Origin of the sequence: Mycobacterium neglectum, from assembly GCF_002591975.1 — a bacterium.
In the GTDB taxonomy this organism is placed as follows: domain Bacteria; phylum Actinomycetota; class Actinomycetes; order Mycobacteriales; family Mycobacteriaceae; genus Mycobacterium; species Mycobacterium neglectum.
Map to the genome: position 1 here is coordinate 66,556 of NZ_NVQE01000005.1, position 12,950 is coordinate 79,505.

The window sequence follows — 12,950 nt, forward strand, 5'->3', positions numbered from 1 at the left end:
GGCACCAACCCGTGCTTACACGAGGAGAATAGCGTGGCGGATGGGGTTACTGCGACGGGTGTGGGCTAATCAATTTGAATTGATTGAATTACTGAGATGTAATTCCTAGCTGCTCAGACCGTGTTTTTGCGGCCTCCACCGCCGATGCGACGGCGGCCCGCAAACCGCCCTTTTCGAGTTCTCGCAGACCAGCGGCGGTGGTACCCCCGGGCGAGGTAACTGTCGCGCGCAGCTGCGCGGCCGTGGTGTCGATCGCTGTCCCCAGCGCCACATCCCCGGATGGCTGGGCCTCATCGAGGCGCTCCAGCAGCATCGCGGCCGAACCCGCCATTGTTTGCACGACAAGATCGGTCGCGACCGACCGGGGCAGACCCGCCGCCACACCTGCGTCCACCAAGGCTTCGACCATCAGGAAGAAGTAGGCCGGGCCCGACCCGGACACGGCGGTGACGGCGTCGAGCTGGGACTCGGGCACGGTCAGGACACCGCCGACCGCGTCGAAGATCACCGACACCTCTTTGAGGTGCTCGGCGGTCGCGAAGCGGCCCGGCGCCAGCGCACTCACCCCTCCGCCGACGACGACCGGGGCGTTGGGCATGACCCGCACGACAGGTGACCCCGCAGGCAACTTGTTCTCGTAGAACGCTGCCGTGACGCCGGCCGCAACGGTCACGAAAACCTTTTCGGCGGTATCGGTTTCGGCCCTGGCTGCAGCCTCGGCGATCTCAGCGACCAGTCCCTCGACGTCGAACGGCTTCACCGCCACAATGACGTACGTCGCGGTGTCGACCGCGTCGCCCACCGTCGTGACCAACACCGAATACTTCTCGGATAGGTACTTCGCGCGGCCCGGGTCCTTCTCTGCGACCACCAGGTCCTTGACCTGCCGACCGGCGCGCAGCATGCCCGACAGCAGCGCCTCACCCATACTTCCGCCGCCGATAATCCCGATTCTGGCCATGCGGGAAAGCATTGCAGACGCGGCGGGGGGCCGGTGTCATCGCCCGCCTTCGGCCCTACTGCGTCGGCGGCACCATCGCCAGCTGGCGGCTCTGCACCACGATGTGGCCCTCACAGTCGACGACGATGTGGTCCTCGTCGAACCAGTCCTGGCCGATCTGCACCGTCGTACACAGCACCCGCAGCCAGCCGTCGGCGGGCAAAGCCCGCAGATAGGCCGTGAGTTGCACGGTGGGCGCCCAGCCGAACCGATTGACCCCGAACGTGACCGGAGCCGACACATCGCCGCACAGCAGGGCGAAAAGCACGTCGGGAGCGACGCCCTTCGGTCGCACCCAGTACTCGATGACCGGCGGGCCGCCGTCGGACCGCGGTTCCATGGTGGTCAGCGACGGTCGGATGTCGCAGCCGTGCGCCAGATGGACGATGTCGGCCATCCGATGGCCCGGCCCGATCGGCTCGAGCCCGGGCGGCGGTTCCGGCTGCATCAGCGGGATCACGGGGTTGACCGACAACAGCGGCGGTACGTGGTGTTCGGGCTCGCCGAGCGTGACCGATGCGCGCACGGCAACCCGGTCCCGCTGTCTCAGCTCGACGTCGATCAGGCTGACGCGACGGCCGCGCTTGAGTACGGAAGTGTGCACCCGCATCGGGCCGGGATCGGGCGCCCACAGGAAGTTCCCCGAGATCGCGATCGGCTGCACGTCTCCCCCTACGTCCCCTGCGCTACGCGCGTGGGCCCAGCGCGTGGGAGGTGCCCCCACGGCATGCTCCGTACGCGCGGCGTTCGCGCACAGCGCCAGCATCGCCCCGCCGTGCACCTTCTCGCCGATCGTCCAATGTTCGTTCAGCTCACCGTCATACACGCCGTCGCCGGCACTGTTGAGCATCATGGCGTCGGTGAACAGGGTCGAGCTCGGCATGGGCTTCCTAACCTCGGGTCAGCGCAACAGATTTGCGCGGGCGAACTGCAGCGACTCGGCCAGCAGCGCCTCACGCTCACCGGCCGACCGCGCCCCCGACGTCGTCACCTCGAGGATCACATGACCGGAGAAGTTGCTCGCCGCCAGCATTTCGCAGACCTCGACGGTCGGCTGGGTGCCGCGGCCAGGCACCAGATGTTCGTCCGCCGACGCGCCGCTGCCGTCGCACAGATGCAGGTGCACCAGGCCCTCGCCCATCCTGTGCGCCATGTCGAGGGCGTCGGTGCCCGCGGTCGCGGTGTGGGACAGGTCAAGCGTGTAGTGCGCGTGGTTGCCGTCCAGCGGGTCGTAGGACGGCGCGAACGCTGAGATACCCGGTCCCGGCTTACCCCCGCGCTTGCGCATGCGCTCGATCGACGTCTGGCCCGCACCGAAGAACCGGTCGGCCCGGAATGGAAACATGTTCTCCACTGCCACCAGCACATCGCTGGACGCCTCGAGTTCGGCAACCTGGTCGCTGAATCCTTCGGCATATCTGCGCTGCCACCGGAACGGCGGATGGACCACCACGGTCTGAGCGCCGAGCTGCTCGGCGGCCCGTACGCTGCGCTCCAATTTCGGAATCGGATTTGCGCCCCACACCCGCTGCGAGATCAGCAGACAGGGTGCATGCACCGAAAGCACGGGCATCTCGTACCGCTCGGACAGCTCGGCGATGGCATCGATGTCCTGGGAGACCGTCTCGGCCCACACCATCAGCTCGACACCGTCGTAGCCGAGCGTCGCGGCGTACTCGAAGGCGGCCTCGGTCCTCAGCGGGTATACCGAGGCCGTCGAAAGACCGACCTTGATTGCGGGGCGCACGTTGTCTATTCGGCGGCAGTAGTCGCCGTCAACCCGATTGCAGCAGCGCCAGCGGGCCCAACGTGACCAGCGCTCCCACCGCGACGGCGATCAGCGTGCTGCCGATGTCCTCGGTCTTGCGCACGACCCGCACCCCTACCACCAGGCCGAGAATCACCAAGACGGACAGCACCAGCGCGACGATGTTGTTCCACTTCCACAGCTGGTCGAAAGCGACGAACAAACCGGCGCCGAAGGCGACCGCCAGGACGCACTGCCCGACGATCCATACGCCGTGCATGAACGACGACATGGCTTTCGGCTGTGTCGTTTCGGCGGCATCGGCGATTCCGCTGTCCGCCGGGGCCGGCGATGTGCCGCCGCGGGCCATGTCGTCGGCGACGGTTTGACCGCCGAACAGCGTGCCCGAGGTGGTGCGTAGATAAGGACGGGTGCGGTCGGGATCCTTGGCGTCATCGTCGACGTCGCCGACCGTGGCCAAGGCGACGACCTCATCGTCGATCTCCGCGGCATCGGACGCCGACCAGTCGAGGGCGGTGTCGTCCTCGACCGGATCCGGGTCGGGGCTCATCTCCTCGGCGTCTCCGCCGAGCGCGTCGAATCGCGGCGAGGCGTAGCTCGACCGACGTGGCGGCGCGAAGAAGTCCATGTCGACGTCGGCCTGCCGCTGTTCGATATGGGCGGCGTAGTCGGAAACTGCGCCTGCGTAGTCGTCATCCGACTCGTCGACGTCCTCGTGCGCGTCGACGTCCTCGTGCGCGTCGGCGACCTCGTCCTCGTCGGCGACCTCGTCGGCGTCGACGTCCTCGTCGGCGACCTCGTCGACCGATTCGGTTTCGGTCTCCTCGTGTTCGACCGCACCATTGCTGGTCGCGGCACTGTTCAGCTGGTCGGGCTCGGCGTCGGCGAGGGCCTCGGCGGGCTGGGTTTCCGGCTCCTCGACAACCTCGTCGGCGACGGCCTGATCGGCCACGCCGTGATCGGTCACGATCGGGATCTCGCCGGTCAGCTCGGCGACGGAGATCGAGTCGGTGTCACCGCGACGGCGCCTGCGTCGACCACCGTGCGGAGGGGCACCGATGGTGCCATTACGCGCCAGCAACTCCGCGACCGAGATCGGTCGCGTGCTCTGGCTGTCTTCTGGTCCTGTCATCGTCTCTCGCCTCTGGGCCCTTGGTTCGGCGCCGTGTGAGCTTCTGCCTTGCTGGTCAGCGTCGCTGTACGGATGTCTCCACCAAGGCTGTGCCATCAGCCTCGCTGTCGAGTTTCCGCAGAATCAGCCCTTCCCGCAATGCCCAGGGACAGATATCTACGCTTTCGACATCAAGGGCCTTCATGCTCGCCTCAGCTACCAAGGCGCCGGCCACGATCTGCGGCGCCCGCTCGGCACTCACCCCTTCCAACTCCGCACGGTCAGCCGCGGTCATCCTAGAGATGAATGCTATGAGCTGCCTTAAGCCGGTGGCTGTGAGCGTCCGCTTGACCCTCGGACCTGCCCCGGAGGGGGCGGCGCCGGTCAGCCGCGCCAGCGAACGGAAGGTCTTGGACGTCGCCACCGCCAGGTCTGGGTTTCCGGCCTTGAGCATCTCGGCGCCCGCGTCGGCCAGCTCGGTCGCCAACCAGTCGCGCAGCATGGCGACGCGGCGACGACCGGGCGGATCGTCGGGCAGCCACTCGCGGGTCAGCCTGCCCGCGCCGAACGGCAGCGAGAGCGCCACCTCGGGCTCCTCGTCGACACCGTTCGACAACTCCAGGGAGCCGCCGCCGATGTCGATGTTGATGATGCGGCCGGCGCTCCAGCCGTACCAGCGACGCACCGCGAGGAACGTCAGCCTTGATTCGTCGACCCCGCTGAGCACCTGCAGTGCCACCCCGGTCTCGGCGTGCACCCTGGCGAGCAATTCTTCGGAGTTCTTGGCGTCGCGCACTGCGGAGGTCGCGAACGCCATCAACTCGGCGCAGCCCGAACTCGCGGCGATCTTGGAGAACTCGTCGAGGGTGTCGATCAATTTGTCGGCGCCCTTGCGGGTGAGCTTGCCGTTGCCGTCGATGGCTTCGGCGAGGCGCAACGAGGCCTTGGTGGAACTCATCGGCGTCGGATGGCCACCACGACGCGCGTCCACCACCAGGAGATGGACGGTATTGCTGCCGACATCCAGCACGCCTAATCGCACACATACAACGTAGTGGGTTTACCGTTGAATACTGTGAGCGCATCGCATCCCGGTGAGGTTGAACTCGACTTTGCCCGTGAGTGGGTTGAGTTTTATGACCCCGACAACCCTGAGCACTTGATCGCGGCGGACATGACGTGGCTGCTGTCACGGTGGACGTGCGTGTTCGGCACGCCCGCCTGTCAGGGCACGGTGGAAAACAGACCCGACGACGGATGCTGCTCGCACGGCGCGTTCATGTCCGACAAGAACGACATCGCCCAGCTCGATGAGGCCGTCAAACTGCTGACCGATGAGGATTGGCAGTTCCGGGACAAGGGACTCGGCAAAAAGGGCTACCTCGAGATGGACGAGTATGACGACAAGCCCAACATGCGCACCCGAAAGTACAAGGGCGCCTGTATTTTTCTGAACCGTCCCGGCTTCCCAGGGGGCATCGGATGCGCCCTGCACAGCAAGGCTCTCAAGATCGGCGTCGAGCCGTTGACGCTCAAGCCCGAGGTCTGCTGGCAGCTGCCGATCCGCCGCACCCAGGAATGGGTGGAACGACCGGACGGCACCGAGGTGCTCAAGACGTGGATCACCGAGTACGACCGCCGGGGCTGGGGCGAGGGCGGCGAGGATCTGCACTGGTACTGCACGGGCGATCCGAATGCACACGTCGGCAAGAAGCAGGTGTGGGAGTCCTACGCCCCCGAGCTCACCGAATTGCTTGGCGACAAGGCCTACGCCGAGCTCGCCGCAATGTGTAAGCGACGCAGTGGGTTAGGTTTGATCGCAGTTCACCCCGCGACGCGCGCCGCCGAATGAGCCTGTTCTTCTTCCGCCTGACGCCCCCGCGGGCGGACTTCGCTCAGACCATGACGCCCGCCGAACAGCAGGCGATGGCCGCCCACCAGGAGTACTGGCAGCTGGGCCCCCGCGAAGCTGGGGACTGCTGCGCGACGGCCGAGTGGTGGTCTACGGTCCCGTCGCCGACCCCGAGGGAGCGTGGGGTATGGGCGTGCTGCGCGCCGCCGACCGTGCCGAGGTGCTGGCCATCGCCGAGAAGGACCCGTCAGTCACAGCCGGTGTCAACACCTTTGAGGTGTACGAGATCATGGACGGCGTCACGGGTTAACGGTGATTTGGGTGCGCAAACAGTCGCTCGGCGAATGTTTGCGCACCGAAATCGCTATCCCTCCAGTTTGTAGCCCAGGCCGCGGACGGTGACCAGGTGCACCGGGTTGGCAGGGTCGGACTCGATCTTCGACCTCAGCCGCTTCACATGCACGTCAAGGGTTTTCGTGTCACCGACGTAGTCGGCACCCCATACGCGGTCGATGAGCTGACCACGCGTGAGCACCCGACCGCTATTGCGCATCAGATACTCGAGCAGGTCGAACTCCTTGAGCGGCAAGGTGATCAGATCTCCGTTGACCGACACAACGTGCCGCTCCACATCCATCCGCACCGGGCCGGCCTCGAGTACACCATCGCCGATCCCCGCGTCGTCGTTGTCGGTGCCGCGACGCAAAACCGCGCGGATCCGGGCGATCAGTTCCCGGGCCGAGTACGGCTTCGTGACGTAGTCGTCGGCCCCGAGCTCGAGCCCAACCACCTTGTCGATCTCGCTGTCACGCGCCGTCACCATAATGACGGGAACGCTTGAGCGCGAACGCAATTGCTTGCATACATCGGTGCCGCTCATCCCCGGAAGCATCAGGTCCAGCAGGACGATGTCGGCACCGGACCGCTCGAACTCCGCCAGGGCCGACGGCCCGTCGGCCACCACGGTGGCCTCAAAGCCCTCCTTGCGCAGGAGAAAGGCCAGGGGATCGGCCAAGGACTCCTCGTCCTCCACGATCAACACGCTGGTCATCTGCTAGCTAGTCCTCTCGTTCGACGTGCACTTCTAGGTCATCGTCACCCTGGGGGTATGCCGGAATCGACAGGGTGAAAGTCGATCCCGTTCCTTGTTGGCTCCACAGCCGGATGGATCCGTTGTGGTTGGCGGCGACGTGTTTGACGATCGCCAACCCGAGTCCGGTCCCGCCGGTGGCCCGGGACCGCGCCTTGTCGACGCGGAAAAATCTTTCGAACACCCTCTCCTGATCTGCGCGGGCGATGCCGATTCCTCGGTCGGTGACGGCGATCTCAATGTTGTCGCCGCGGCGGCGCCTACTGATCGACACCGCGGACCCGTTGGGTGAGTAGGCGATCGCGTTGGACACCAGGTTGGCGATCGCCGTGACCAACAACGTCTGGTCACCGAGCACGCGGAAGCCGGTCGGTGCGTCTGTGGTGATCGCGATGTCGGCGTTGTCGGCGGCCACCTTGTAGCGCGACAGTGCCTCGGCCACCACGGTGTCGACGTCGACGGATTCCAGGTCGGGCAGCGGTTCGGCGCCCTGCAACCGCGACAGCTCGATCAATTCGCCGACCATGTTGGCCAGCCGGCTGGATTCGGTCAGCATCTTGCCTGCGAACCGGCGCACCGTCTCGGGGTCGTCCGCCGACGCCAGCACCGCCTCCGCGAGCACACCCACCGCACCGACCGGGGTTTTGAGTTCGTGGCTGACGTTGGCGACGAAGTCGCGGCGGGTCGCCTCCATCCGGGCGTGTTCGGACTGGTCGTCGACATAGACGACGGCGAACCGGCGATCCTGCTCGGTCAGCAGGCGGACATGGCCGCGGACCGAAAGCCCGGAGCGGCCGGGATGGGCGCGCTTGCGCGGCGAAAGATCAACCTCGCCGTCCTCGCCCGTGGTCAGCGTGCGTTCTGCCGCAAGCCAGGCGCGGTCGTCGAGCAGTCGGTCGCGAACCAGGCCCAGTTCGCGGGCCCGGTCGTTGGTGTAGACGACGTCACGGTAGGTGTCGACCACGACGATCCCGACCGGCGACTGGGCTACGACGTGGGCCAACATCTGCGACACGGTGATGCCGTTCTGCGCCGTCGCGCGCCGCTGCCTGCGCTCCATCAGGCGAGGCACCAGCCCCGCCCCGAGCGCCACACCGATCACCAGGGTGAGAAGTGCGGCGAGGGCGGCAATCAGCGTCGCCGTTACCACACTCACGCGAAAATCGTACGCACCCGGTGAACGTCATCCCAGCAGCGTGCGGCCAAAACGGGACAAGTCACAGAAGTAATCGCCGAAATTCGAACCCCGGCTTTCCCCCGTTAACCCGCCGTTCGCCGGACAGCACCGTTTCGGTGGCTACTTCGCACCCTGCGCAGCAACTGCGGCCGCACCTGCCGCCGCGGCCTCGGGGTCCAGGTAGGTGCCTCCGGCGACCTTCGGCTTGAGGTCGGCGTCCAGGTCGTAGCGAAGCGGAATGCCGGTGGGGATGTTGAGGCCGACCACGTCTTCGTCCGACATCCCGTCCAAATACTTCACCAGCGCGCGCAACGAGTTGCCGTGCGCGGCGATCAGTACGGTCTTGCCGGCCGCAAGGTCAGGAACGATCGCCTGCTCGAAGTACGGCACGAACCGGTCCACAACGTCTTTGAGGCATTCCGTCAGCGGTCCGCCGCCGATATCGGCATAGCGCGGGTCGGTGTCCTGGCTGTACGTGCTGCCCGCCTCGATCGGCGGCGGCGGGGTGTCGTAGCTACGACGCCACTTCATGAACTGCTCGTCGCCGTACTTTTCCTTCGTCTCGGCCTTGTTCAGGCCCTGCAGGGCGCCGTAGTGCCGCTCGTTGAGCCGCCAGTCGCGGTGCACCGGGATCCAGTGGCGGTCGGCCGCGTCCAGCGCCAGGTTTGCGGTGGTGATCGCCCTACGCAGCAGCGATGTGTAGAGCACATCGGGTTGACGCTCGAGTTCGGAGATCAGCTGGCCCGCGCGCACCGCTTCGGCCCTGCCCTTCTCGGTGAGGTCGACGTCGACCCACCCGGTGAACAGGTTCAGCGCGTTCCATTCGCTCTCGCCGTGACGAAGCAGGATCAGCGTGGAATCTCCCATGCCGAAAAGACTAGTCGGCTGAGGACTCATCGTCTTCGTCAATCAGGTGAGCGAAGGCCTGCAAGTTCTTCAGCGACTCCCCGCGCGATACCCGCCACTCCCACTCTCTCTGAATGGAGGAGCGAAACCCCAACTCCAGCAACGTATTGAAGTCAGAGTCGACGGCTTCGAGTACCTGGCCGAGGACGCGGTCGATCTCGTCGGAGGTCACCGATTCCAATGCCATCCGGCCGACGAGGTAGATGTCACCGACGTTGTCGAGTGTGTAGGCGACACCGTAGAGGCGGCGGTTCCGTTTCAGTAGAAAACGGTAGACACCCTCGTGGTTTTCATCGGGCTTGCGGCAGACGAATGCCTCGACACGGACCGAGTGTTCGCCGATGGACAAGATCGTGTTGGTCTTCAGCCGCCGCTCGCCCGGCAGCTCGACGATGATGCCACCCAGTCCACCGCGCACACCATCGTGGCGGCTGCAGACGAGACCGTTCTCCTTACAGGCTTGTTCGATGACTTCGGCAGCGCTCACGCACGCACCCCGCGGCGGATCGTGAAGCGCCGCCCACTGCGCCGCGCCGTCACATCCATGCGCTGGAGCGCCCGGTAGTCGGTGATCGCGCGGCCGTAGCTGGTGAGCAGCGCGTCGACGGTGCGGGCCCACGAGAACGTGGCGGCGTGCTCGACGGCCGCCGCGCGCATCGTGTCGGGGCCAGCCGCCCGGACCTTGTCCAGCAGTGCGCCGATGGCCTGCGCCCAGTCATCCACGTCGTGGCCGTCGACCAGCGTGCCGGTGACGCCGTCGCGCACCGCGACCGGCAGCCCGCCGACCGCGGCGGCCACCACCGGGGTCCCGCAGGCCTGCGCCTCGATGGCGACGAGTCCGAAGGATTCCGAGTAGCTCGGCACGGCGACCAGGTCCGCGGCCCGATAGACGTCAACGAGTTGATCGCGCGACTGCGGCGGCAGGAACGTCACATGTGCGGTGATACCCAGTTCTTCGGCCAACTGAATCAGCGCCTCGGGTGCGGCCAGCCCACTGCCGGACGGTCCGCCGGCCACCAATACCCGCAAGCTGCCGAAGCGGTCGGTCAGCCGGGCCGCGGCGCGCAGCAGCACGTCGGGCGCCTTCAGTGGCTGGATCCGACCCACGAATGCCAGCACCTGCTCGTCGGCGCGTAGCCCTAGGGCGGCGCGGGCCGCAGCCCGGTCGCCGGGCGTGAACAGTTCAAGGTCGACACCGGGGTGGACGATGTCGATGCGCGCCGGATCGGCATGATGCAGCGAAACAAGTTGGTGCGCTTCGGTTTCGGTGTTGACGATCAGACGGTCGGCCTCATCGACCACCTGCTGCTCGCCGACCGCGCGCAGCGGCGGCTCGGGTGAGTCGCCGTCGGCCAACGCGGCATTCTTCACCGCGGCCAAGGTGTGCGCAGTGTGCACGAGGGGCACCGCCCATCGGTCCCGCGCCAGCCAGCCCACCTGACCCGACAGCCAGTAGTGCGAATGCACGACGTCGTAGTACCCGGGCTCATGCGTGGCCTCGGCCCGCAGGACCCCTGCGGTGAACGCGCACAGCTGGGTGGGCAGGTCGTACTTGTCCAGGCCCTCGAACGGGCCGGCCACGACGTTGCGGACCAGCACCCCGGGCGCGACGTGCACGACGGGTGCGTCGGCCGAGGAGGTGGCCCGGGTGAAGATCTCCACCTCGACCCCGCGCCGGGCCATCTGGAGTGCGCTCTGCAGCACGTAGACGTTCATTCCGCCCGCGTCGCCGGTGCCCGGCTGCGCCAGTGGCGACGTGTGCACCGACAACACGGCTACTCGTCGCGGAACCGCAAGACCCGTCAGATCCGTGGCGTGACGCACAAAGACATGTCTACACCGTGGCGGGGAGCCTCCCCCTTACGCACTCACTTCGGGTCGCCGGTTCAGGGTCCGCTTCATCGCGCCGATCGGATCGGCGTAGAGCCCGACGAGCGACACCACGCCCGCACCGGCCTCTTGCACCCGATTGCCGAATGCCGTCAGCCTGATCTGACGCGCAGGCATCACGGACCGTTCCGCGTAGGCGGCTTCGACCAGTTCCATGCCCTCGGGGTACTCGGTGAACGCCTGCCCGCCGACCACGAGGTCGTCGGGGTTGAGCAGGTCGCGCAGCAGGGCGACGGCCTGGCCGAGCACTCTGGCCCGCTCGGCGAGCAGGGCCTGCGCCTGCTCATTGCCCTGCCGGGCGGCACGCAGCACCGCAGGCATCGTCGATGCGGGCCCGTCGGTGGCGATGATGCGCTCCTTGCGGGCGGCGATCAGCACGGCCTCGTCACTCACGGTGGACTCCAGCTGCCCGGTGCCGCCCAGCAGTTCGGATTCAACGGGCAGCGCGGCGATGGTGCCCGGTCCGCTGGTGGGCGAATGCACCCGCCCGCCGATGGACAGCGCATAGCCGACGGTCTCGCGGGCGTAGACGTAGAGGCTTGTCCCCGCGGACGCAGGAAGCAGACGTCGACCCCCGAGCAGAAGTTCCGCACCGGCCATCGCGTCGACGTGGGAGGCCACCGACGCCGGTAAGCCGAGCGCTTCGGCGAACGCCGGGCCGACGGGAGCGTCCGACCAGCCCAGCCTCGGATGATCGAGGTAGCCCCGCGCGCTGTCGACGACACCGCCTGCGGCGACACCCACCCACAATGCCCGGCGGCGGTGCCAACGGCTCAGGTAACGGCGGGCGCTGGCCGCCAGCGATGCCAGCGCTGCGGCCTGTGGTCCCCGCGGCGTCGGCGTCTCGACCACATCGAGCGTGCGGCCGAACAGGTCGGTGGCCACGATGCTGGTCGTGCGGGCACCGATGTGGATGCCAAGGGTCAGGTAGGGCTCGTGGTTGATCTCAACCGGGACGCGCGGGCGCCCGATGGCCCCGGAGACCGCAAGATCGGCGCGTTCCCGCAGCACACCTGCGTCGAGCAGCGCGGTGACCTGACGGTTGACCGTTGCAATGCTGAGTCCGGTGACCTGGGCGATGGTGTCACGTGCGATCGGACCGCGCAGTCGTGCTGCACCGAACACGGAACCGGCGGCGGCCTCGGCTACCCGCAGCGATGGTGCGACGACGTGGTGACGTGCCAAGAGAAGTGTGGGGGTGGCAGTGCGCACGGAATTGTCCTTTGTGAAGTCGGCCGGGGGTCTGTGCCACACCCGGCGACTGTCATCAGGACAGCGGAATCAGGAGCGGCGAAGTGCGCAACGACAACAGTGCCGCGTGATGCGGGCAGCCTGACTCCTGGACACACCGAGAATTTAGCATGCCAACTAAAGTTGGGCGTATGACGACACCAGAGACCGAAAAGCGGGTCGCGGTGGTCACCGGCGCCAGCGCCGGTATCGGTGCGGCGACCGCGAGAACCCTTGCAGCCCTTGGATTTCACGTGATTTGCGCAGCGCGGCGCGCCGAGCCGATCCAGGCTTTGGCCGACGAGATCGGTGGTACCGCCATTGTGACCGACGTTACTGATCCTGACGCTGTCAAAGCCCTGGCCGACAGCCTGAACAGGGTCGACGTGCTCGTGAACAATGCCGGCGGCGCACGCGGACTCGAGCCGGTGTCAGAGGCCGATATCGAGCACTGGCGGTGGATGTGGGAGGCCAACGTGCTCGGCACGCTCCTGGTCACCCGCGCATTGCTCCCGAAGTTGATCGATTCCGGCGACGGGCTGATCGTCACGGTCACCTCGATCGCGGCCGTGGAGATCTACGACAACGGCGGCGGCTACACGTCGGCCAAGCATGCCCAGGGCGTGTTGCACCGCACATTGCGCAGCGAGTTGTTGGGGAAACCGGTGCGGCTCACCGAGGTTGCGCCCGGCATGGTGAAGACCGACTTCTCGCTGCGGCGGTTCGAGGGCGATGAGAAGCGCGCCGCCAAGGTCTACGAAGGCGTGACTCCGCTGGTGGCGGAGGACATCGCCGAGGTGATCGGATTCGTCGCGAGCCGGCCGGCCCACGTCGACCTGGACCTGATCGTGGTCAGGCCCCGCGATCAGGTGACCGGAGCCAGCGGCTCCCGCTTCAACCGAAGGTTGAAGGACTAGCAGCGCAAC

At 66.8% G+C, this 12,950-nt stretch carries 14 protein-coding genes; 3 read left to right on the forward strand and 11 right to left on the reverse strand.

Going from position 1 to position 12,950, the window contains the following annotated elements; all coding sequences use genetic code 11:
• Nucleotides 1-88: 88 nt before the first annotated feature.
• Genes proC through CSQ99_RS06155 form a run of 5 tightly spaced genes read right to left on the reverse strand, consistent with a single transcriptional unit; the run spans nt 89 to nt 4,921 of the window.
• Nucleotides 89-961 carry a pyrroline-5-carboxylate reductase gene (gene proC, locus CSQ99_RS06135; protein ID WP_176560894.1) on the reverse strand — a complete coding sequence of 291 codons (873 nt, stop codon included), beginning with the start codon at nt 959-961 and terminating at the stop codon, nt 89-91.
• Nucleotides 962-1,016: 55 nt separating this feature from the next.
• A complete protein-coding gene (locus CSQ99_RS06140) occupies nt 1,017-1,883 on the reverse strand; it encodes a thioesterase family protein (RefSeq protein WP_099038167.1) in 867 nt (288 codons plus the stop codon).
• A gap of 18 nt (nt 1,884-1,901) precedes the next feature.
• Complete coding sequence (locus CSQ99_RS06145) at nt 1,902-2,747, reverse strand: sugar phosphate isomerase/epimerase family protein (protein ID WP_099038168.1); 846 nt, start codon at nt 2,745-2,747, stop codon at nt 1,902-1,904.
• Between the two features lie 28 nt (nt 2,748-2,775).
• The gene (locus CSQ99_RS06150) at nt 2,776-3,900 is read right to left on the reverse strand and encodes a midas domain-containing protein (RefSeq protein WP_099038169.1); all 1,125 of its coding nucleotides are present in this window, start codon (nt 3,898-3,900) and stop codon (nt 2,776-2,778) included.
• A gap of 55 nt (nt 3,901-3,955) precedes the next feature.
• Nucleotides 3,956-4,921, reverse strand: coding sequence for a Ppx/GppA family phosphatase (locus CSQ99_RS06155; protein WP_176560895.1), 966 nt, complete (start codon nt 4,919-4,921; stop codon nt 3,956-3,958).
• A 24-nt stretch (nt 4,922-4,945) separates the two neighbouring features.
• Between CSQ99_RS06155 and CSQ99_RS06160 the strand changes: the two genes are divergently transcribed.
• Together CSQ99_RS06160 and CSQ99_RS31245 are read left to right on the forward strand one after the other, a co-directional pair.
• On the forward strand, nt 4,946-5,731 hold the full coding sequence (locus CSQ99_RS06160) for a DUF3109 family protein (protein ID WP_099038300.1): 786 nt from the start codon (nt 4,946-4,948) through the stop codon (nt 5,729-5,731).
• A 145-nt stretch (nt 5,732-5,876) separates the two neighbouring features.
• Complete coding sequence (locus tag CSQ99_RS31245; RefSeq protein ID WP_245908742.1) at nt 5,877-6,041, forward strand: YciI family protein; 165 nt, start codon at nt 5,877-5,879, stop codon at nt 6,039-6,041.
• Between the two features lie 54 nt (nt 6,042-6,095).
• On the opposite strand, the gene regX is transcribed toward CSQ99_RS31245, so the two are convergent.
• The 6 genes from regX to CSQ99_RS06195 form a co-directional block, all read right to left on the reverse strand.
• Nucleotides 6,096-6,782 carry a two-component sensory transduction protein RegX gene (gene regX / locus CSQ99_RS06170; protein WP_099038171.1) on the reverse strand — a complete coding sequence of 229 codons (687 nt, stop codon included), beginning with the start codon at nt 6,780-6,782 and terminating at the stop codon, nt 6,096-6,098.
• Nucleotides 6,783-6,789: 7 nt separating this feature from the next.
• A complete protein-coding gene (locus CSQ99_RS06175) occupies nt 6,790-7,977 on the reverse strand; it encodes a sensor histidine kinase (RefSeq protein ID WP_099038172.1) in 1,188 nt (395 codons plus the stop codon).
• Nucleotides 7,978-8,118: 141 nt separating this feature from the next.
• Nucleotides 8,119-8,865, reverse strand: coding sequence for a phosphoglyceromutase (locus CSQ99_RS06180; RefSeq protein ID WP_099038173.1), 747 nt, complete (start codon nt 8,863-8,865; stop codon nt 8,119-8,121).
• 10 nt (nt 8,866-8,875) lie between these two features.
• Entirely contained in the window at nt 8,876-9,391 is a 516-nt protein-coding gene (locus tag CSQ99_RS06185) for a type III secretion system chaperone family protein (protein ID WP_099038174.1), read from the reverse strand.
• Entirely contained in the window at nt 9,388-10,728 is a 1,341-nt protein-coding gene (gene mshA / locus CSQ99_RS06190) for a D-inositol-3-phosphate glycosyltransferase (protein WP_099038175.1), read from the reverse strand. The genes CSQ99_RS06185 and mshA overlap by 4 nt, the downstream gene beginning before the upstream one ends.
• Nucleotides 10,729-10,764: 36 nt before the next feature.
• A complete protein-coding gene (locus tag CSQ99_RS06195) occupies nt 10,765-12,006 on the reverse strand; it encodes an ROK family transcriptional regulator (protein WP_099038301.1) in 1,242 nt (413 codons plus the stop codon).
• 170 nt (nt 12,007-12,176) lie between these two features.
• Here CSQ99_RS06195 and CSQ99_RS06200 point away from each other — a divergent pair, with 170 nt between their 5' ends.
• Nucleotides 12,177-12,941 carry an SDR family oxidoreductase gene (locus CSQ99_RS06200; protein WP_099038176.1) on the forward strand — a complete coding sequence of 255 codons (765 nt, stop codon included), beginning with the start codon at nt 12,177-12,179 and terminating at the stop codon, nt 12,939-12,941.
• Nucleotides 12,942-12,950 lie beyond the last annotated feature (9 nt).